This window comes from Pelagibius litoralis (genome assembly GCF_011683915.1).
GTDB lineage: Bacteria > Pseudomonadota > Alphaproteobacteria > Kiloniellales > Kiloniellaceae > Pelagibius > Pelagibius litoralis.
Genome location: NZ_JAAQPH010000005.1, coordinates 168,262 through 189,543, shown reverse-complemented (window position 1 = coordinate 189,543; position 21,282 = coordinate 168,262). Strand labels below are relative to the sequence as shown.

16 protein-coding genes and 1 other RNA gene are annotated in these 21,282 nt (G+C 65.9%); 2 read left to right on the top strand and 15 right to left on the bottom strand.

Annotation, left to right across the window (positions count from 1 at the left end; translation table 11 throughout):
• Window positions 1-20 precede the first annotated feature (20 nt).
• The 15 genes from HBA54_RS08500 to rnpB all read right to left on the bottom strand — a co-directional run bounded on the left by HBA54_RS08500 (window position 21) and on the right by rnpB (window position 16,402).
• A complete protein-coding gene (locus HBA54_RS08500; protein ID WP_167223412.1) occupies window positions 21-920 on the bottom strand; it encodes a cell division protein FtsQ/DivIB in 900 nt (299 codons plus the stop codon).
• Complete coding sequence (locus HBA54_RS08495) at window positions 908-1,840, bottom strand: D-alanine--D-alanine ligase (RefSeq protein WP_167223410.1); 933 nt, start codon at window positions 1,838-1,840, stop codon at window positions 908-910. The genes HBA54_RS08500 and HBA54_RS08495 overlap by 13 nt, the downstream gene beginning before the upstream one ends.
• Window positions 1,833-2,768: a UDP-N-acetylmuramate dehydrogenase gene (gene murB, locus HBA54_RS08490; protein WP_205944518.1), complete on the bottom strand. Its 936-nt coding sequence runs from the start codon at window positions 2,766-2,768 to the stop codon at window positions 1,833-1,835. Before murB ends, HBA54_RS08495 begins: the two co-directional genes overlap by 8 nt.
• 5 nt (window positions 2,769-2,773) lie before the next feature.
• A complete protein-coding gene (gene murC / locus HBA54_RS08485) occupies window positions 2,774-4,213 on the bottom strand; it encodes a UDP-N-acetylmuramate--L-alanine ligase (RefSeq protein ID WP_167223406.1) in 1,440 nt (479 codons plus the stop codon).
• Window positions 4,210-5,391, bottom strand: a complete 1,182-nt coding sequence (gene murG, locus HBA54_RS08480) for an undecaprenyldiphospho-muramoylpentapeptide beta-N-acetylglucosaminyltransferase (protein ID WP_167223403.1) — start codon at window positions 5,389-5,391, stop codon at window positions 4,210-4,212. Before murG ends, murC begins: the two co-directional genes overlap by 4 nt.
• Entirely contained in the window at window positions 5,388-6,512 is a 1,125-nt protein-coding gene (gene ftsW / locus HBA54_RS08475) for a putative lipid II flippase FtsW (protein ID WP_205944497.1), read from the bottom strand. Before ftsW ends, murG begins: the two co-directional genes overlap by 4 nt.
• Window positions 6,509-7,927, bottom strand: coding sequence for a UDP-N-acetylmuramoyl-L-alanine--D-glutamate ligase (gene murD / locus HBA54_RS08470; protein WP_167223401.1), 1,419 nt, complete (start codon window positions 7,925-7,927; stop codon window positions 6,509-6,511). Before murD ends, ftsW begins: the two co-directional genes overlap by 4 nt.
• Window positions 7,928-7,940: 13 nt before the next feature.
• Window positions 7,941-9,029, bottom strand: a complete 1,089-nt coding sequence (gene mraY, locus HBA54_RS08465; protein ID WP_167223399.1) for a phospho-N-acetylmuramoyl-pentapeptide-transferase — start codon at window positions 9,027-9,029, stop codon at window positions 7,941-7,943.
• Window positions 9,030-9,042: 13 nt separating this feature from the next.
• Entirely contained in the window at window positions 9,043-10,470 is a 1,428-nt protein-coding gene (locus HBA54_RS08460) for a UDP-N-acetylmuramoylalanyl-D-glutamyl-2,6-diaminopimelate--D-alanyl-D-alanine ligase (protein WP_167223397.1), read from the bottom strand.
• On the bottom strand, window positions 10,467-11,918 hold the full coding sequence (locus HBA54_RS08455) for a UDP-N-acetylmuramoyl-L-alanyl-D-glutamate--2,6-diaminopimelate ligase (protein WP_167223395.1): 1,452 nt from the start codon (window positions 11,916-11,918) through the stop codon (window positions 10,467-10,469). Before HBA54_RS08455 ends, HBA54_RS08460 begins: the two co-directional genes overlap by 4 nt.
• Before the next feature lie 25 nt (window positions 11,919-11,943).
• The gene (locus HBA54_RS08450; protein ID WP_167223393.1) at window positions 11,944-13,725 is read right to left on the bottom strand and encodes a peptidoglycan D,D-transpeptidase FtsI family protein; all 1,782 of its coding nucleotides are present in this window, start codon (window positions 13,723-13,725) and stop codon (window positions 11,944-11,946) included.
• Window positions 13,722-14,093, bottom strand: a complete 372-nt coding sequence (gene ftsL / locus HBA54_RS08445) for a cell division protein FtsL (RefSeq protein ID WP_167223391.1) — start codon at window positions 14,091-14,093, stop codon at window positions 13,722-13,724. The genes HBA54_RS08450 and ftsL overlap by 4 nt, the downstream gene beginning before the upstream one ends.
• Window positions 14,090-15,118: a 16S rRNA (cytosine(1402)-N(4))-methyltransferase RsmH gene (gene rsmH / locus HBA54_RS08440; protein ID WP_167223389.1), complete on the bottom strand. Its 1,029-nt coding sequence runs from the start codon at window positions 15,116-15,118 to the stop codon at window positions 14,090-14,092. The genes ftsL and rsmH overlap by 4 nt, the downstream gene beginning before the upstream one ends.
• Before the next feature lie 14 nt (window positions 15,119-15,132).
• Entirely contained in the window at window positions 15,133-15,594 is a 462-nt protein-coding gene (gene mraZ, locus HBA54_RS08435; protein WP_167223387.1) for a division/cell wall cluster transcriptional repressor MraZ, read from the bottom strand.
• 412 nt (window positions 15,595-16,006) lie between these two features.
• Window positions 16,007-16,402, bottom strand: an RNA gene (gene rnpB / locus HBA54_RS08430) — RNase P RNA component class A.
• A 314-nt stretch (window positions 16,403-16,716) separates the two neighbouring features.
• Here rnpB and eglC (HBA54_RS08425) point away from each other — a divergent pair.
• Both eglC (HBA54_RS08425) and eglC (HBA54_RS08420) read left to right on the top strand, forming a co-directional pair.
• Window positions 16,717-18,834, top strand: a complete 2,118-nt coding sequence (gene eglC / locus HBA54_RS08425; RefSeq protein ID WP_167223385.1) for an endo-1,3-1,4-beta-glycanase EglC — start codon at window positions 16,717-16,719, stop codon at window positions 18,832-18,834.
• 324 nt (window positions 18,835-19,158) lie between these two features.
• Complete coding sequence (gene eglC / locus HBA54_RS08420) at window positions 19,159-21,276, top strand: endo-1,3-1,4-beta-glycanase EglC (RefSeq protein ID WP_167223383.1); 2,118 nt, start codon at window positions 19,159-19,161, stop codon at window positions 21,274-21,276.
• Window positions 21,277-21,282: the final 6 nt, after the last annotated feature.

Genomic DNA, 21,282 nt, shown 5'->3' with positions numbered 1-21,282 from the left:
CAGCAGCGGGTCAGGGCTGCTCATGTGTTTTCACCGTCTTTGTCGGAACCCAGAAGTTCGTTTTCGCGGTCGGTGCGCACCACCAAGCGGTCCGGCAGGCGCAGGTCGATGACGACCACGTCGCGCGACAGCAGGCCCTGCTGCCGCTCGATCTTTGCAAGCTGCGACCAGGCCGCCCCGGCATCGTCCTCCGGCAGGCGCACGTCGATGCGGCCTTCGATCTCGATGTTCCAGCGGCGCCCGGCGACGCGCACTGCTGCGGTCACCCGCTCCTGCAGTTCCGGTTCGCTGTTCACCACGGCGATCAGCGTGGCGGCATGGGCGGCGGCGTCCGGTCCTACCACCAGGGGCAGATGGGTGAAGCGGCGCGGTTCAATGCCGTCGATAATCTCGCCGCGCTGGTCGATCACGCGGATCGCGCCTTGTTGCTGCCAGAGCGCCAGGGGTTCGCGCTCCTGCAGGCGGATGTAGATGGTGTCGGGCAACTGGCGCTCGACGCTGGCCTGGCGCACCCAGGGAAGCGTTTCAAGCGCCTGCTGCGCGGCCTTGGGGTCGACGCTGAGGATCGCGCCGCCGCGGGCCAGGCCGAGGCGGTTGAGAATAACGGCCCCATCGGTGCGGCGGCGGCCCTCGACCAGCACCTCCTCGATCCTGAGGCCCATGTCGGCCGAACCTTCCAGGGCGGCGGTTTGCAGCGCCTCGGCCTGGCGGCCGAACCAACCATCCTGCCACAGCCAGGCGACGCCGCCCACCAGCGCAACAATGGCGGTGGCGGGCACGGCCCAGCGAACCAGGCGCCAATTGATCCCGGTCCGGCTGCGGCGCGCAGTGGTCTTCTTACGCTTGCCAGTGCTGCGCCGGGCGCCGCCCCGCGCCTTGGTCTTTCCGGTGGAGCGGCTAAAGGGGTTCAGGAATCGCATGCGGCGTTCTCCACCATCCAGGCACAGAGTTCTGAAAGAGACAGCCCGGCGTGACGGGCCTGTTCGGGTACCAGGCTGTTCGAGGTCATGCCCGGTTGGGTATTGGTTTCCAGGTAGTAGAGTTCGCCCGGTTGCTTGACGGTGTCGTCATAACGAAAGTCGGATCGGCTGACGCCGCGGCAGCCCAGCGCCTTGTGCGCCGCCAGAGAGGCGTCCAGTGCCTGGGTGTAGATGCTCTCCGGCACCTCGGCTGGAATGACATGAACGGCGGCGACCTGGCTGTCGTCGGAATACTTGGCGTCGTAGTCGTAAAAACCATCGCCCAGCGGCTTGATCTCGGTCACCGCCAGGGCGCGGTCGCCCATCACGCTGACCGTCAGTTCGCGGCCGGGCACGAAGGGCTCGACCAGCAGGTCCTGGTCGGGCTGCCAGCCGATAACCGCGATAGGCGGCTGGTTGTCGCCTTCGCGCACGATCCTGACCCCGACGCTGGAGCCCTCGCGCGGCGGTTTTACGACATAGGGGCGCGGCATCGGATCGCCGCGGTCCAGTTCCTTGGCCTTCACGATCAGGCCGGTCGGGCTGGCCACGCCGGCGGCGGCCACCACGCTCTTGGCCATGACCTTGTCCATGGCCAGCGCCGAGGCCAGAACGCCGGAGTGGGTGTAGGGGATCTGCAGAAGTTCCAGCAGACCCTGGACGCAACCGTCCTCGCCCCAGCGGCCGTGCAGTGCGTTGAAGATCGCGTCGGGTGCGGGCTCCAGGGCGGCAACCAGGGCCGCCATGTCGCGGGAGACGTCGATTTCGCTGACACGGTAGTTCGCTTCGCGCAGGGCCGTGGCACAGGCCGCGCCGGAATTCAGCGAAACTTCACGCTCCGCGGAAACCCCGCCCATCAGAACGGCGACGCTCTTACTCATCGGCGCCTCCCGTTTCCAGAGCGACGCCAAGGCGGCGGATTTCCCAGTCCAGCTGGACGCCGCTGTTGTCCTTTACCCGGCGGCGGACTTCCTCGCCCAGAGCTTCCAGTTCGGCGGCGGTTGCGTTGCCGGTGTTGATCAGGAAGTTGCAATGCTTCTCCGACACCATGGCGCCGCCGACCGTCAGGCCGCGGCAGCCGGCAGCGTCGATCAGCTCCCAGGCCTTGTGCCCCTCCGGGTTCTTGAAAGTACTGCCGCCGGTGCGGGTCTTCAGCGGCTGGCTGTCGGCGCGCTGCCGCTGAATCTCATGCATGCGGGCCTCGATCAGCGCCGCGTCCCCCGGTTCGCCCTGCAGGCGGGCGCCCAGGCAGATCCAGTCGCCAGGCAGGGCGGAGCGCCGGTATTGGAAGCCCATGTCTTCCAGGCTCATCCGGTGCACATTGCCGCTTGGATCGGCCGCTTCCGCCCAGACCAGGACGTCCTTGATTTCCTTGCCGTAGGCGCCGGCATTCATGCGCAGGGCACCGCCGATGGTGCCCGGCACGCCGGAGAGGAACTCCAGCCCGGCGATGCCGAACAGCTTGGCGCTGGTGGCCACGTTGATGTCGAGCGCCGCCGCGCCGCAGAGCACGTCGCCTTCCGCCGCTTCGATATCGGTGAACCCACGGCCGAGGCGGATCACCACGCCGGGCAGGCCGCCATCGCGGATCAGCACGTTGGAGGCGACGCCGAGCACCGTCACCGGTACATCAGTGGGTTTGGCCGCCAAAAAGGCGAGGAGGTCTTCGCGGTCGGCCGGGCGGAACATAACCTCCGCCGGGCCGCCGACGCGAAACCAGGTGATGCCGCTCAGCGGCGCCTGCTCGGTGAGACGCCCGCGCACGGGCGGCAGGCGGGAGATCAGGGTGCTTTCCTGCATGGCTGCCATTGCCGTCATCGACCCCCTCCGGCTGAAGGGGCGGTGCCGGACTGCAGGGCCTGCAGCGCCTCCGGCAGGGCATTGGCCCAGGCGGTGATATTGCCGGCGCCGAGGCAGACGACGAGATCGCCCGGCGTTGCCAGTTCGTGGATCATGGCGGGCAGGGCTTCGGCGGACTCCAGGGCCAGCGGCTGGCGGTGGCCGCGGGCGCGCAAGCCCTCTACCAGGCCGTCGCGGTCGGCGCCGGGGATCGGCTGCTCGCCGGCCGCATAGACGTCGGCGACGATCACCGTATCGGCATCGTTGAAGCAGCTGCAGAACTGTTCGAAGAGATCGCGCAGGCGTGTGTAGCGATGCGGCTGAACCACGGCGATGACCTTGCCTTCAGCCGCCTGGCGCGCGGCGCCGAGGACGGCGGTGATCTCCACCGGGTGGTGGCCGTAGTCGTCGATCACTGTGACGCCGCCGGCTTCGCCGGTCCGGGTGAAACGGCGCTTCACGCCGCCGAAGCCGGACAGGGCCTGACGGATGCTGGTTTCCTCCAGGCCCATTTCGCGGGCCACGGCCACCGCGGCCAGCGCGTTCATGGCGTTGTGCTGGCCCAGCATCGGCAGATGCATGGCCTCGATGCGGCTGGTGGTGTCGCCGCTGCGCTCGGTCACGACGATGTCGTAGGTCAGGCCGCCGCTTTCGACGCGGATGTTCTCGGCCCGATAATCCGCCTGCGGGCTGACGCCATAGGTGATGATGCGGCGATCCTCGATGCGCCCGATCAGCGCCTGAACCGAGGGATGATCGATGCAGAGCACGGCGAAACCATAAAAGGGAATGTTCTCGACGAAGACCTCAAAGGCCTGATGCAGCGCTTCTTCGCTGCCGTAAAAATCCATGTGCTCCGGGTCGATGTTGGTGACCACGGCAATGGTCGCCGGCAGCTTCACGAAGGAGCCGTCGCTCTCGTCGGCCTCGACCACCATCCAGTCGCCGTCGCCAAGGCGCGCGTTGGTGCCATAGGCGTTGATGATGCCGCCGTTGATCACCGTGGGATCGAGGCCGGCGCCGTCAAGCAGGGTCGCGACCATCGAGGTGGTGGTGGTCTTGCCATGGGTGCCGCCGACGGCGATGGACCATTTCAGGCGCATCAGTTCGCCCAGCATCTCCGCGCGTCTGACGATGGGGATGAAGCGCTGTCGCGCGGCATCGACTTCCGGGTTGCCGGCCTTGATGGCCGAGGAGATGACGACCACCTGGGCGTCGCCCAGGTTCTCGGCGCGATGGCCGACGAAGATCTCGACCCCCATTTTTCGCAGGCGCTGGACGTTGGCGTTGTCGGACATGTCGCTGCCCTGGACCTGATAGCCCAGATTGGCCAGCACCTCGGCGATGCCGCTCATGCCGATGCCGCCGATGCCGACGAAATGGATGGTGCCAAGGTTCAGGGGAAGGCCTCTCATGCGGCGGCCTCCTTGTTATTGTCCGTGCCCGGGCCGTTATCGGAGCCCGGTTGCAGCCGGTCGCCGTTGCCGTGGCCGATACCGCAGATCAGATCGGCCAGATCGCTGGCGGCGTTCAGGTGGGCGGCGGCATGGGCGCAGGACGCCGCGCGGGCCAGCAGCGCCGGTGTCGACAGCAGCGAGGTCAGGCGTTTGCAGAGGCTTTCCGCATCGAGGTCGGATTGCGGCATCAGCCAGCCGCCGCCGACCTCAACCAAAGCCTGGGCATTACCGGTCTGATGATCGTCCGTCGCCAAGGGGTAGGGCACCATGACGGCGGGCCGTCCGGCGGCGGCCAGCTCGGCGACGGTCGAAGCGCCGGCCCGGCTGATCACCAGATGGGCGGCGGCCAGGCGTGCCGGCACGTCGTCGAAGAACGGTGCCAGGTCGTGGGCCACGCCACAGCCGCGATAGACTTCGGCAACCGTATCGCCGGCCTGACCCGGCACCTGTTGATGCACGCGCAGACGGCTGCGCAGTTCTTCGGGCAGCTGCGCGATGGCAGCGGGCACCACGTCGTTGAAGACGGCCGCGCCCTGGCTGCCGCCGACCACCAGCAGACGCAGCGCATCGCCTTCGCCCGGTACCGCATAGGGGCGCGTGCCGATGGCGGCGACGGCCGGGCGCACCGGGTTTCCGGTGACCCTTATCTTGTTGCGGTCGCCGGCGGCGATGCCCTCGACGCGATCGAAGGAGGTGGCAATGATACCGGCGCGCGGGGCCAGCAGGCGGTTGGCCCGTCCGAGGACGGAGTTCTGTTCGTGCAGGACGACCCGCAGGCCGCGGTGGGCCGCGGCCAGGATCGTGGGGACCGAGGGATAGCCGCCAAAGCCGACCGCCACCTCTGCGCCGCCGCGCTTCAGGTGGCTGCGGGCCCGCAGGTAGCCAAGGGCGAGTTGCGCCGCCGAACGCAGCTTCTTGCCGATGCCGGCACCGGCCATGGCGCCGGCGGGAATGCGGTAGGTTTCGACCTGCGGCAGATCGGGGCCGAAGCCGCCACCGCGCTTGTCGGTGATCAGCATCACAGCAATGCCGCGCGACAACAGCTCACGGGCCAGGGCCTGGGCGGGGAACATGTGACCGCCGGTGCCGCCGGCGGCCAGCGCCACCTTGGCCGGAAGGGTCGTTGCGACGGTCATAGCGCTGCCTCCCCACCCACCCGGCGACGGGTCAGCGCCAACAGCATGCCCATGCCGAGTGCCAGAGCCATCAGCGAGGAACCGCCGTAGCTCAGGAACGGCAGGGTCATGCCCTTGGTCGGCATGAGGTGCAGCGTGGAGGCCATGTTGATAAAGGCCTGCAGACCGAACTGGACCAGCAGGCCGCTGGCCGCCAGAAGCACGAAGAGCGAGTTTTCCTGCAGCAGGCGGGCAAAGCCGCGCAGGACGATGAAAGCGAACAGCCCGAGGATCAGCAGGCAGGCGATCAAACCCATTTCCTCGCCGGCCACGGCGAAGATGAAGTCGGAATGGGCGTCCGGCAGCTGGGCCTTGACCGTGCCTTCGCCCGGGCCGCGGCCGAACAGGCCCCCGTTCATGAAAGCCTCGATCGAACGGCTGATCTGATAGCGGTCGCCGGCGGCCGGGTCGAAGAAGCTGTCGACCCTTGCGGAGACGTGGGGCAGCGCGGCGTAGGCGGCGACCAATCCGCTGGCACCGACAACGGCGAGCACGGCAATCCAGGCCAGCGGCAGGCCGGCCAGGAAGACCTGGGTGCCCCAGACCGCCGTCAGCAGGACCGCCTGGCCGAGGTCGGGCTGCAGCAAAAGCAGGCTGGCCACCACCACCCAGAGGGCGACGGCGATCTTGGCACCGGGCACGCCGGTCTCTTCTTCCTTGAGCGAAAGCAGCCAGGCGGCGGCCACGGCGAAACAGGGCTTGACGAATTCGGAAGGCTGGATCGAAAGGCCGCCCAGGCTGATCCAGCGGGTGGCGCCCTTGATCTCCGGCCCGGCCAGCAGGGTCAGAACCAGGAGGCCGATGGAACAGACAAGGCCGACACAGGCGACGCGCCTGATCCAGCGCGGGGTCGCCAGGGACATGGCGATCAGGACGGCGGCGGCGAAGGGCAGCAGAACGATCTGGCGGCTGGCCAGTTGGAAGGACTTGAGGCCGATGCGCTCCGCCGCCGCGGGAGAGGCGGCCAGCATCAAGACGGCGCCGAAGCCCATCAGGGCGATCACGGATAGCAGCGTCCAGCGGTCGACGGTCCACCACCAACGGCCCAGCAGGCTGGTATCGGTGCGGGCGAAACTGCTCATGATGCCCCCTCGGTGCTGAGGGAGGAGGGGATGTCGTCGCTGCGTTCGCCCGGCAGGGCCGTGACGAGGTCGCGGAAGGCGTCGCCGCGGATCTCGAAGTTGCGGTACTGGTCGAAAGAGGCGCAGGCGGGCGAGAACAGCACCATCGCACCCGGGTGGCGCGCGGCCTCCGCGGCGGCGGCCGGCACTGCCTCTTCCAGGCGGCCGGAGAGGGTCACCGGCATGTGACCCTGCAGGACTTCGGCGAAGTCGGTGGCCGCCTCGCCGATCAGGAAGGCATGGGTGATGCGGCCGAAGAAGGATTCCAATCCCGACAGCCCGCCCTCTTTGGCCTGACCGCCGACGATCCAGATAATCTTGTCGTAGCAGGCCAGCGCCTTGGCGGCGGCGGCGGCGTTGGTTGCTTTCGAATCGTTCACATAGACGACACCGTCGATCACCGCGAGGATCTCCTGGCGGTGCGGCAGGCCGGGAAAGCTGCGCAGGCAGGCGGCGATCACCGGCGCGTCGACGCCGATCGCCCGGCAGGAGGCATAGGCGGCGGCGGCATTCTGCCAGTTGTGCACGCCGGGCAGGCTGGCGATCTCCTTGAGGTCGAGCGCCGGCACCTGCTCACCGTCCAGGTCGTCGATCAGCGTGCCGTTCTGCACGTAGACGCCGCCGGGTACGATGCGCTCACCGGAAACCGGGATCACCTCTTGCTCGTCGGCGGCTTTCAGGTCACGGAAGATTGCCGCGCTGGTCTCGTCATCAATCCCGACGACGGCGGAGCGCGGCTTGGTCTGGCGATGAAAGATCGTTTTTTTGGCCGCGACATAACCCTCGAAACCGCCGTGGCGCTCCAGGTGGTCGGGGCTGATGTTCAGCAGGACCGCGACGTCGAAGGTGATGGAGAGCGTCAATTCCAGTTGGTAGGAGGACATCTCCAGGACGTAGACGCCTTCCAGGTCCAGCGGCTCCAGCGTCAGGACCGGCGTTCCCAGGTTGCCGCCGATGGCGACATCGCGCCCGGCCAGTTGCAGGATATGGCCGATCAGCGCGGTGGTGGTCGACTTGCCGTTGGTGCCGGTGATGCCGAGATAGCGGGCATTGCGCTGGGCGCGGGCCAGCAGTTCGATATCGCCGATGATCTCGCAGTTGTGCTGACGCGCCAGAACAGCCACCGGGTGCGGCTCCGGATGCGTGTGGGGGATGCCGGGGGAGAGGATGAGGCTGGTCAGTTCCTGCCAGTTGGCCTGATGCAGGTCGACCAGTGGGATCTCTGCCGCGCGCGCCTTGGCGCGCTGATCTTGGTTGTCGTCCCAGGCCCACACCTCCGCACCGGCGGCCTGGAGCGCCCTGGCGGCGGCCAAGCCCGACTTGCCGAGGCCGAGAACGGCGACGGGCAGACCGGCGAAGAAGGAGAGGTCGATCATGGTCGCGGTGGCCTCACCTCAGCTTCAGGGTGGAAAGGCCGATCAGCGCCAGGATGGTGGCAATGATCCAGAACCGGATGACGATGGTGGGCTCGGCCCATCCCTTCTTTTCGAAGTGATGGTGCAGCGGCGCCATGCGGAAAACGCGCCTGCCGGTCAGCTTGAAAGAGGCGACCTGTACGATCACCGAAACCGTTTCCAGCACGAAGAGGCCGCCGATGATGCCCAGCACCAGTTCGTGCTTGGTGACCACGGCGATGGAGCCGAGCGCGCCGCCGCAGGAGAGCGACCCGGTGTCGCCCATGAAGACCATTGCCGGCGGGGCGTTGAACCAGAGGAAACCCAGGCTGGCGCCGACCAGGGCGCCGCAGAAGACCGCCAGTTCGCCGGTGCCGGGAACGTTGTGGACCTCAAGATAGGTGGCAAAGAAGCTGTTGCCGACCAGATAGGCGATGAAGGCGAAGCAACCGGCGGCGATCATCACCGGAACGATGGCCAGGCCGTCCAGGCCGTCGGTCAGGTTCACCGCGTTGGAGGCGCCGACCATCACGAAGACCGCGAAGGGCACGAAGAACCAACTGAGATTGATCAAGAGGTCCTTGAAGAAGGGAACCGCCAGATGGGTCGCCATTTCCGGCGGCGCGATATAGGAAACCCAGAGCGCCGCACCGGTGCCGATGATGACCTGGATCAGCAGCTTCAGGCGGCCGGGCAGGCCGTCGCTGGAGCGCTTGGTGAGTTTCAGGTAGTCGTCGAAGAAGCCGATGGTCCCGAAGCCGACGGTAACGCCCAGCACGACCCAGACGTAACGGTTCGTCAGGTCGGCCCAGAGTATGGTGGAGATGGTGATCGCCAGCAGGATCAGGAAGCCCCCCATGGTCGGGGTGCCCTTTTTGGTCAGCAGATGACCCTCCGGCCCGTCCTCGCGGATCGGCTGGCCTTCGCCCTGTTTCGATCTGAGCCAGGCAATGACCCGCGGTCCCAGCACGAAACAGATAATCAGCGCGGTAATCACCGCGCCGCCGCTGCGGAAGGTCAGGTAGCGGAACAGATTGAAGACGATGTGTTCGTCGGCAAGAGGGACCAGCAGGTTGTAGAGCACTCTATACTATCTCCTACTGCCCATTCGCTGCGCGCGGCAGGCTTTGATCCAGCGCCAGCAGCGCTTCGACCACGAGGGCCATGCGCGACCCCAGCGAACCTTTCACCAGAATGCTGTCGCCCGGTTTGACCGCTTCGGCCAACTGAGCCGCGAGATCCTGTGAAGAGGCGCCATGGGCGCCGCGCAGGTTCTGCGGCAGCGCCTCGTGCAAGGCGGCCATCTCAGAGCCGCAGGTGAACACCAGGTCGACACCGGCTTCGCGCAACGGCTCGGCCAGCTTGGCGTGCATCTCCGTCGACTGCGCGCCCAGTTCCAGCATGTCGCCGAGCACGGCAATGCGCCGGCCGCCGGCGCCCAGTGTGGAACGGCCCAGCACGTCGACGGCGGCGCGCATCGACGTCGGATTGGCGTTGTAGCTGTCGTCGATCAGCTTGAAGCTGCCGCCGGGGGTTTCGACCGTGTGGCGCTCGCCGCGCCCTTTCAGCGCATTCAGGCCGGCCAGTTGGGCTGCTGCCTTGACCGGGTCGGCGCCGGCTGCGCCCACGGCGGCCAGAACGGCGAGGGAATTCATCACCCAGTGCGAACCCGGCAAGGCAATACAATAGTCCAACTCGCTGCCGCGGATGATCGCCTTCACCGAGCTGCAGGTGGCGTGGAGCGATTCCTCGACCAGCCGTGCATCGGCATCCTTATGACGGCCGAAAGACAGGATACGGCCGATTCCGGCAGTCTCCGCCTTGTCGCGCAGATGGTGAAAAAAGGCGTTGTCGCGGTTCAGGATGGCACAGCCGTTGGCGTCCATGCCTTCGAAGATCTCGGCCTTGGCGTCGGCGATCCCGGCGATCGAGTCAAAGTTGCCGAGATGGGCCGGCTCGATGTTGGTGATGATCGCGACGTGGGGGCGCACCAGCGCGGTGAGTTCGCTGATTTCGCCGGCGTGGTTCATGCCCAGCTCGAAGATGCCGTAGGCCGCATCGCGCTGCATGCGGGCGAGGCTGAGGGGCACGCCCCAGTGATTGTTGAAGCTGCCGACGCTGGCCGCCGTGATCCCCTGGGGCTCCAGGCAGAGGCGCAGGGCCTCCTTGGTGCCCGTCTTGCCGACCGAGCCGGTCACCGCGATGAGGCGCGCCTGGCTGCGTTCGCGCGCCGCCGTGCCGAGCCGCCAGAGGGCGGCGAAACTGTCGTCGACGATGATCAGCGGGTCGCTTTCGTCGATGCCGTCGGCGCGGCGGTGGACGAGGGCTGCGGCGGCGCCGGCCTTGATCGCCTTGCCGGCGTAGTCGTGGCCGTCGAAGCTCGGTCCTTTCAGGGCGACGAAAAGGTCGCCGGCTTCCAGGCTGCGGGAATCGATTGAAACGCCGCTGGCCTGCCAGTCGCCGGTGATGCGTCCGCCGGTTGCCTGGGCGACTTCCTCGGCAGTCCAGAGGGAGGCAGCCGTCATGTCTGCGCTTCCTCCGTGCTGCGAATGGCGGTTCGGGCGACGTCACGATCGTCGAACGGCAAGACTTGTCCCCCAACAATCTGGCCAGTCTCATGGCCCTTGCCGGCGATGACCAGGACATCGCCCGAACCCAGCGCGGCCACCGCGGTGGCGATGGCCACCCCCCGATCGCCGATCTCTTGTGCGCCCGGCGCCGCGGCCAGCATTTCCCGGCGGATCGCCGCCGGGTCCTCGCTGCGCGGATTGTCGTCGGTGATGTAGGCCTTGTCGGCCAGGCGCACGGCTATTCCACCCATCTGCGGGCGCTTGCCGCGGTCGCGGTCACCACCGCAGCCGACGACGACGGAGAGTTCCCCGCGGGTGTGGGGCCGCAGCGCGGCCAGCACCGTCTCCAGAGCATCGGGCGTATGGGCAAAGTCGACGTAGACGTGTCCACCGGCGGCGGTCTCGCCCACCAGTTCCACCCGGCCCGGCACCCCGCCCAGCTTGTCGAGGGTCGCGACGGCAGCGTCCGCGTCAATTCCGCCGGCGATCACCAGCCCCAGGGCGGCCAGCACGTTGTCGGCCTGAAAAGCGCCGACGACACCCAGGGAAACGGCGTAGTCCTTGCCCAGAAGGCGCAGTTTGAGGTCCTGACCGGTGGCCGTGGGCACCTGGCCGAGCAGTTGCAGGTCGCTGGTGCTGCGGCCATAGGTCAAAAGCTTCAGGCCGCGGGCGCGGCAGGCCTCGGCCACCTGAACACCGGCGGGGTCGTCGATGTTCACCACCGCGCTACCGTCCGGCTGCAGAAGCTCGGTAAAGAGCCGCAGCTTGGCGGCCAGATAAGCCTCCATGCTGCCGTGATAGTCCAGATGGTCGCGTGTCAGATTGGTGAAGGCAGCGGCGCTGACCCGGATCCCGTCAAGCCGATACTGGTCCAGTCCATGGCTTGAGGCTTCCAGCACAACATGATCAACGCGATCACGGGCCAGCGACGCAAGGCAGCGGTGCAGCTCCACCGGATCGGGCGTGGTCAGCGAGGCCGGTGCGTCGGGGCGCGGCGGCTGCAGGCCGAGGGTGCCCAGGCTGGCCGCTTCGCGGCCAAGGGCATGCCAGATCTGGGTGGTGAAACTAGCGACCGAAGTCTTGCCATTGGTGCCGGTGACGGTAACGGCCGTCGCCGGCTGGCGTTCGAAGAAGCGGGCGGCGAGAAGCGCCAGGCGCCGCCGCGGGTTTGCATCGGTGATCAGGGCGACCGGCCGCGCGCCAGCGGGCAGATCGGTTCCCTCCGGCGCCAGTATGGCGGCCGCGCCCTTTTCCAGGGCCTGGGCAATGAAGTCGCGGCCATCGACGCGGCTGCCCGGCAGAGCGGCAAAGAGGTAGCCCTCGGCGACCTGGCGGCTGTCCGCCGTCATACCGCTGATGTCTACCTCCATATGGGCCTCTGCGGGGACCGCTTCCGGCTGCATTCCGTTCTCTTTCTTTGCGAGCAGGTCAGTTAGACGCAAGCTGGCGGCCTTCCGCGCTCTTGTTTATCTCGACAAGGAGCTGCTCGATCATCGCGTTGCCGTTGTCGCGCGGTGCAATCCCGACCAGCGGGGCGACGCGCGTTACGATGTTGTTGACCGCCGGTGCGGCGACCCAGCCACCGGTCGCATAGCCATGGGTTTCCTTGGTCGGCTTCGGCTCGTCGATGGTGACGAAGACGACATAGCGCGGCTTGTCCATGGGGAAGCCGGCGACGAAGGATGAGATCCGCGCGTTGCGGGCGTAGCGGCGTCCGGCCAGCTTGTCGGCAGTGCCGGTCTTGCCGCCGACGAGGTAGCCTTCGGCATTGGCTTTGCGGCCGGACCCCTTGGCGACGACCAGACGCATCAGGCGGCGGATCGTCTCCGAGGTTTCTTCGGAAATGATCCGCGGCCCTTTCGCCACCTTGGCCGGATCGCGCTTTAACAGGGTCGGGCGCACCGCGGTGCCGCCGTTGACCAGGGAGGCCACTGCCCCTGCTACCTGCAGGGGCGAGACCGCCAGGCCGTAGCCGTAGGAAATCGTCATGGTGTTGATCTCGCGCCAGGGCGAGGGGACTATCGGCTGGCCCACTTCCGGCAACTCGATGTTCGCCGGCTGCAACAGACCGAGGCGCTTCAGAAAGGTCTGCTGTGCCGGGGTGCCGGCGTCCATAGCCATGTGCACCGTGCCGATATTGCTGGAATACATGAAGATTTCGGGGATCGAGAGCCAGCGGTTCTTGGGCTTGAAATCTCTGATGGTGAACCGCGAAATCCTGATCGGCTGACGCGTGTCATAGCCGTCGCGCAGAGTGACGACCCCTTCGTTCAGCGCCATCGCCGTGGTGAAGATCTTGAAGATCGAGCCCATTTCGTAGGCCCCCAGGCTGGCGCGGTTGAAGCGTGCTTCGGCGGCGGCGGCGGCGGGCTTGGCCGGGTCGTAGCTGGGCAGCGAGGCCATGGCGACGATCTCGCCGGTCGTAACGTCCATCACCACCCCGGCGCCGCCGATGGCGCTGAAGGTGTCAATCGATCTGGCCAGTTCCTCGGACAGGATGTGCTGGATACGGATGTCCAGGCTCAGCGGCAGGGGTTTCACGGAGGCGCGCAGCACGTCGTCGAAGGACTGCTCGATACCGGCCAGGCCTTGATTGTCGACGCCGGTGAAGCCGACGACATGGGGCGTCAGGGCGCCATGCGGATAAAAGCGGCGGCGTTCGCGTTGAAAGTAGAGTCCGGGGATGCCGAGCCGGTTGACGGCATCGTGTTGACGCGGCGTCAGGTTGCGTTGCAGCCAGACGAAGGAGCGCTCGCTGGCCAGCTTGGCGCCCAACTGCGCCGCGCTTGCCTGGGGCAGCACTGTGGCGAGCTGCGCGGCGGCCGCTTCGGGGTCGCGCACATGCCGCGGGTTTGCATAGAGCGACGCCGTCGGCAGGGTGGTGGCCAGAACGATGCCGTTGCGGTCGACGATGTCGGCGCGCCCGGTTTCCAGGCCGCCGGAAGAAAGGTCGCGGGCGATAGAGGGCTCGTGCCGGTCGGTCATCAGGCCGAGGTCGATCAGGCGCCAGCCGATCAGGCTGAAGGCCAGGGCAAAGCTGACCGCGGCCACAAGCAGACGCGTGCGGCCGGTCTCCAGGGCCTGCTTGGCGGTGCCGTCAAGGCGCAGCTCCACCGGGCGGCCGCCCTGCAGGTCGAAGCTGGGCAGCTCCGCCGCCGTTGCCGGCGGCAAGGGTTTGGTCTGCGAGCGTACGAAATAGCGTCGGATCATCGGTTTGTTGCTCCCAGCGTTGCGGCGGGGGCGGTAACCAGGGTTGCCGGGCCCGTGGCGGGCTCATCCTTGCCCTCTTCTTCTTGCGGTTCGCCGGGGAAGGGCAGATCGGCGAAGCCGATGATGCGTTCCGCCGGGATCGGGGCGAGCTGCAGGTGGTGCTCTGCCAGGGCGGCGATGCGTGCCGGATGGTTCAGATAGCTCCACTCCGCTTCCAGCACGTGGATGGCTTCCTGATCGCGCAGGATGTCGCTGTGGACCTGTTTAATGCCGTGCTCCAGTTCCAGAACTTCCTGTTTGATCTGAAACAGGGTGAGGGCGGTGACCGATCCCGCGAGGATCCAGCAGAAAATGACAAAGCGCCTCATGGCCGGCCTCCCTGCTGGGTGGCTTTGTCCGGCGCGGGTGCGTCGTTGCGCTCTGCCGCACGCAGATGGGCGGAGCGGGCACGGGGATTGCCGCGGCATTCCGCTTCGCCGGCGGTTTTGCTGCCGCGAAACAGCGGGCGAAAGGTCGGGGCGGGCTGGGCGTCGTCCTGTACCGGCGGCAGGTGGCGGGACCGGGCCGGGGTCTCGCGGCTGCGCGCGCGCAGGAAGTGCTTTACCTGGCGGTCCTCAAGAGAGTGGAACGACACCACGGCCAGCCGTCCGCCGGGACGCAGCAACTGCTCGGCCGCTTCCAGGCCGCGCTCCAACTCGCCCAGCTCGTCATTCACCAGGATCCGCAGGGCCTGAAAGGTCCGGGTTGCTGGATCGATCGACTTTGCGCTGCTGCGCTTTACACCCTTCTTCACCGCACTGCGAACCAGCTCGGCCAGCTCACCCGTGCGGGTGATCGGCTTGTCGCTGCGGGCCTTCACGATGGCGTGGGCAACCTGGCGGGAGCGGCGCTCCTCGCCGTAGCGATAGATAATGTCGGCCAGCTCGGCCTCGGGCAGGGTGTTCACCAGATCGGCGGCGGAGGGGCGGGCGGATGTCTTGCCGCTGTCGTCCGGTCCTTCCATACGCATGTCCAGGGGGCCGTCGAAGCGGAATGAGAATCCGCGCCCGGCCTCGTCGATCTGCATGGAGGAGACACCCAAATCCAGGGCAATTCCGTCCAGTGGGCTGTCCAGGCGCCCGGCCAGCAAGGTCTTCATGTCGCCGAAGCAGCCTTCGATCATGTGCAGGCGGCCGGGATAGTCCTCCGCCAGCCGGCGCCCGCGCGCCACGGCTCCGCGATCCCGGTCGATCCCCCAGACCGTGCAGTCGGCGGCATCCAGGATCGCCCGGCTGTAGCCGCCGGCGCCAAAGGTGCCGTCAACGTAAATGGCGCCGTCGCGCGGCGCCAAGGCTTCCAACACTTCGGTGAGCAGGACCGGCTTGTGGGCACTGCCGGCTGCCCCACCGGTCATTGGGGTTTCCGCGTTCATCGCGCACCCCCGCCGCCGGTCGGAATGGTCAGTCTCTGGGAGCGGGCGCGGTCGCGCGCCTCGGCCTTGTGGCGCTCAAGGGCGTCGGGATGCCAGATCTGAAACAGCTGGCCCATGCCGACGAAGGCGGCGCGGTCGGTGATGCCGGCGTGGTCGCGAAAGCCCTGCGGCAGCATGATGCGCCCGGTGCCGTCGAAGGGAAGCTGTTGGGAATCAGAGAAAATCGTCGTCGCCAGGTCGTCGTGGGTTTCGGAGAACAGGTCGATCTCCGACACGCGGGCGATCATCTGCTCCATGAAATCCATGCCGCAGCCCTCGATCGCATCGGCACGATGCGAACGGAAGGCGACGATGCCGTTGAACGACAGGCCGGCGAGTGTCTGGCGGAACACAGCGGGGACGGAAACCCGACCCTTCTGATCCACCTTGTTCTCGAAGGTGCCAATAAAGACGGCCACCTTGTTCCCCCTAGGCTCCTTTTCCGTTGCCGTTCAGGCCGTTGGCCTGGATTGCTCACTGTCCGGTCCATGATCCGGCAAAAATCGCCGTAGCTTACCCTCATTTAGGACAATTTGGGATATCATGGGATTTCATGGGTGTCAATGCCGCTACAAGTAATTATTGCGGGTTAACAAGAGCTTAAAGCGATCAATTCCCGGCTCTGTAATGTAGTTGTGGCACCCCTTGTGGGTTTGATCTGAAAAACCACAAGTAAGAGTGACTAGAGATTGTGGCTACAGCTTGTTCGTTTTTTGTTCTTTGATGGCTTGATTGTGCTGTGCGTGCCGGCCCGCAGCGCGGACGGGGCAGGGCCGGGCGTGTCTCTCGCACGCCGGACCGGATAATTTTCTATGTATTTCAACAGGGTAAAATGCCAGACGGTCTGTAAGCCGGGTTCTGTCCCGCAGGTTGCCCCGCATGGATGGCCATTCATCTGGGACGTCCGTTGCCGGACGCCTCGCGCGATCGACCCGGACGGCGGCGCGAAAACCCGCCTGGCCCCACCCCGAAAGGCTGGCCCGGCCGTCCCTACTTGATCTTGCTCCGGGTGGGGTTTGCCGTGCCGCCCCCGTTGCCGGGGGCGCGGTGCGCTCTTACCGCACCCTTTCACCCTTACCGGCCCGAAGACCGGCGGTTTGCTTTCTGTGGCACTTTCCCTGGGGTCGCCCCCGCCGGGCGTTACCCGGCACCCTGTTTCCGTGGAGCCCGGACTTTCCTCCCCCACCGGCGCCAGGCGCCGATGAAAGCGGCCATCCGACCGTCTGGCCCCGTAGAGCTATGCCCTGGCGTCGGCAGCGTCAACCTTCGGTGTTCGCGCCTGCACGTCCTTTCGCCCGGCGTCCGCTTGCGCCGTGCTGAACACTTTTAAGTCACAGGCTTCGGCGGGTCCGGTTAAGTGGGGGGTAATCGTTTGATGGAAGGATCGTCGAGACAGCAATCCCTGATTGTGGTCGCCGTCACTCGAAACCCGGGGACAGAGATCACAAGCCCCTGCACCGCACGCCAGGAAAGGCGTCGGCCCGGTGGGGCGCAAAAGGGAAAGCCCGCCACAACCGTCGAAACGCAGGAAGCGAGAATCGATGAGCACCATCCTGAATGCCAAAGGCAAATCCCTTTTCTATAGCGCTTCCAGCGTGAACCACCACACGGCGAGCGCCGGCACGCCAGAACTCCACGGCAGCGCCACCCACGACAGTCTCTGGGGCGACTCCGCCCTGCAGGTTTCCCTGTACGGCGGCGCCGGCGATGACATCTATCATCTCTATTCAGGCAGGAACCGGGCCTTTGAGTCCGCCGACCAGGGAACCGACACCGTCAAGACCTGGATGAGCTACCAACTTTCCGCTGAAATCGAGAACCTCACGGTGACCGGCAGCGGCCGTTATGCCTTCGGCAACGAAACCGACAACATCATCACCGGTGGCGCCGGGCGGCAGACCCTCGACGGACGGGGCGGCGACGACGTTCTGAAAGGCAATGGCGGCGCGGACATCTTCGCCGTGACCCAGGGAAACGGCAGCGACCTGATCGTCGATTTCAGCGCCGACGACGTTCTGCGGCTCACCGGCTACGACATCTTTTCCTTCGATGCGCTGATGGCGCGAAGCAGCCAGTCGGGCACGGATCTGCACTTCGACCTTGGCGGCGGTGAGATCCTGGTTCTTGCCGACACCACCGCCGGCGATCTGGATGCCGGTCAGTTTCAGCTTGGTTTGGACCTTGCGGGGCTGGTGCCGACTTTCGAGGACGGCTTCGACAGCCTCGATCTTTGGAACGGCCAGAACGGCACCTGGGACACGAACTACTGGTGGGGCGCGCCCAACGGCAGCACGCTGCCCAACAACAACGAGCTGCAGTGGTACATCGATCACGACTACGCGCCGACCGCGGGCGTCAATCCTTTCAGCATCGAAGACGGGGTCCTGACCATCACCGCGGCCGAGGCGGCGCCCGCCATTCAGCCGCAGATCGACGGCTTCGAATACACCTCCGGCATGCTGACCAGCTATGAGACCTTCGCCCAGACCTACGGTTATTTCGAGATCCGCGCGGATATGCCCGAGGCGCAGGGGCTCTGGCCGACGTTCTGGCTGTTGCCGGCCGACGGCGGCTGGCCGCCCGAACTGGACGTCATCGAACTGCGCGGACAGAACCCCCACGACCTGATTCTGACCGCCCACAGCGAAGCGACCGGCGACCATACCATCGACGGCCGGGTTGCCCATGTCGCCGATGTCGGCGGTTTTCACGACTACGGCGTGCTTTGGGGGCCGGAGGAGATCGTCTGGTATTACGACGGGACGGAGGTCGGCCGTACCGCGACGCCCGATGACATGCACGAAGACATGTACCTGATCGTCAACCTTGCGGTCGGCGGCATTGCCGGCCAGCCGGATGCGGGACAGGCGATCCTGAGCGATATGAAGGTCGACTATATCAGGGCCTACAGCCTGGACGATGTTATGCGGCCCGACGGCCCGGGTACGCCCGGCAACGACACCATCGTCGGGACGGCGGAGGCGGATAGGCTGTTCGGCGGGGCCGGCGACGACCTGATCGAAGGCAAGGGCGGTGACGACCGCCTGTTCGGCCAGGACGGCAACGATGTCCTGCGCGGCAACGGCGGGACCGACACCATCGACGGCGGCAACGGCAACGACACGGTCGAGTATCATCCGACCTCGGCAAACCTGAGGATCGATCTGGCCGAGGGTACGGCCAGGGCGGGTTCCCATACCGAGACCCTGGTGTCCATCGAGAATGCCGTAAGCAGCTACGGCAAAGACACCCTCGCCGGCGATGCCGGTGACAACGTTCTGCGGAGCGGACACGGCCGCGACCGGCTGATCGGGCATGAGGGTGACGATACCCTCAGCGGCGGTTCCGGGGGCGACATCTTCATCTTCAGAAAATTGAACCAGGATGGCGGCGACGGTCATGACCGGATCACCGATTTTCACAAAGCCTCAGACAAGCTGGCGTTCCGCGATCTGATCGATTCTGATCAAGACGGGGATATCGATCTGGATGACCTGCTGGGCAGCGTGGCCTCGGTCTCCGATGCCGGCGCGGGCGGTGACGTCGTGGTGGCGTTCGGCAACGGCGCGTCACTGACTTTCGCCGGCCTCGGCAACGGGCAGATGGACTCGATCACCGATCTGGTGAGAGACGCCGACTCGCAGATTTTCGTATCGTAAATCCGGGTTCGCCGCCCCTGACCGGGCGGCGTCCCCTTCTTTTCCCATAAACAGCGGTTTGCCGCCTGGGAGTCCTTCCGGGTGCCACAGTCTGTGACCTTTAGAGGGCGGTGTTAAGGAGTCGGTAACAACTAGGGGAAAGATGGGTCAAGTGACGACCATGGGTTGCTGGCGCGGGTCGCAGAAGGCAGAACAGCGGGCGAAACGAAATGCGGTCCGCCACCCGCCGAGAGAGCTGCCGGTGAGACAGGGCGCGAAAAAATCAGGGCAGGAATGACGGGGAAGGCGCAACGCAACACATGAACCAGGGAGTATTGGTTTTTCATGAGCACTGTTACGAATGCCCGCGGTATCGATCTCTCCTATAGCGCAGCCGCCGTCAACAACTTCACCGCAACCGACGCCACGCCCCAATTGCGCGGTAGCGCCGACAACGATGCCCTCTGGGGAGAATCGGTCGTTGACGTTTCCATGTACGGCGGCGCCGGTGACGATGTCTATCATCTCTACTCCGGCATAAACCGGGCCTTTGAATCCGCCGGCAACGGCGTCGATACCGTCAGGACCTGGATGAGCTACCGCCTGCCGGAAAACATCGAAAACCTCGTTGTTACCGGCGATGGGCGCTCCGCCTTCGGCAATGCGGCGGACAACATCATCAGCGGCGCCGCCGGGCAGCAGACGCTTGACGGTTTCGCCGGCGACGATGTCCTGAAGGGCGGCGCGGACTCTGATATCTTCGTCGTGACCCAGGGCAACGGCAGCGACCTGATCCTTGATTTCGGTAGCGACGACCTGCTTCGCCTGACCGGCTACGGCCTTAGCTCCTTCAGTGATGTCCGGGCCAAAGCGACGCAAAACGGAGACGACCTGCAGCTCAATCTCGGCGACGGCGAAGTCCTGGTGCTTGCCGACACCAGCGTCGATCAGTTAAGCGCCGATCAGTTCCAACTGGGCCTCGACCTCTCGGAGATGACGCTTTCCTTCGAGGACGATTTCGACAGTCTCGATCTCTGGGACGGCCAGAACGGCACCTGGGATTCGAACTATTGGTGGGGCGCGGATAATGGGTCGACCCTCGACGGCAACAACGAGCTGCAGTGGTACATCGATCACGACTATGGCCCGACAAGCGACGTGAACCCCTTCAGCGTCAACAACGGCGTGCTCACCATCAAGGCGGCGCAGGCCTCGGCGGGCACGCAGGCCGAAATCAACGGTTACGACTACACCTCGGGCATGCTGACCAGCTACGAGTCCTTTGCGCAGACCTATGGCTACTTCGAAATCCGGGCCGACATGCCGGACAGCCAAGGCCTCTGGCCGTCGTTCTGGATGTTGCCGGCCGACGGCAGCTGGCCGCCCGAGCTCGACGTCGTCGAGCTGCGCGGCCAGAACCCCGAGGACTTGATCCTGACCGCGCACAGCATCGAGACCGGAACCCACGTCATCGATGACAGAGTGGCCAAGGTGACCGACGACGGTGGTTTCCACACCTACGGCGTGCGCTGGGATGCGGAAGATATCGTCTGGTACTACGACGGCATCGAAGTCGGCCGTACCGATACACCGTCGGATATGCACGATCCGATGTACATGGTGTTCAATCTGGCGGTCGGTGGAATCGCCGGCGCGCCCGCCGCCGACCAGGCAACGCTGGGTCAGATGAAGGTCGACTACGTCCGTGCCTACTCGCTCGATGGTGTCGCGCAGCCGCCGGTGAGGGACCTGTCGGGCAACGACACCATCATGGGCACCGTCGAAGCCGACAGGCTTGGCGGCGGCGCCGGTGACGATGTTCTGCATGGCAAGGCGGGCAACGACCGCTTGCTGGGCCAGGCCGGTGATGACGTTCTGATGGGCAACGCCGGCCTCGACTTCTTCGACGGCGGAGAGGGGACCGACACCGCCGACTTCTGTTATGATCAGGTCGACTGGAAAATCAATCTCACGGCCGGCACCGCCGCCAACAGCGCCGTTACCGAGACCCTTGTCTCCATCGAGAATGTCATCGGTGGGAAAGGCAATGACACGCTGAGCGGCGATGCCGGCGATAACGTCCTTGCAGGCGGTCACGGCAACGACCGCCTGGCCGGCCGGGATGGCAACGACAGCCTGTCCGGCGGCAGCGGCCGGGACACCTTCCACTTCCGCAAGATGGACCAGGCGGGCGGCGACGGCGACGATCGGATCACCGATTTTCAGAAATGGGCCGATGTGCTGTCGTTCAGCGATCTTGTCGATTCGGATTCCGATTCCGACATCGATCTGAACGATCTCACGGCGGCGATAAGCTCGGTGACCGATGGCGGCTCCGGTGGCGACGTTACCGTTGCCTTCGACAATGGGTCATCGGTGACTCTCGCCGGGGCGGGCAACGGCAATGTCGACTCGATCACCGATCTGGTGAATGACGCCAACACCCAGATTCAGGTGTCGTGAGAAAGC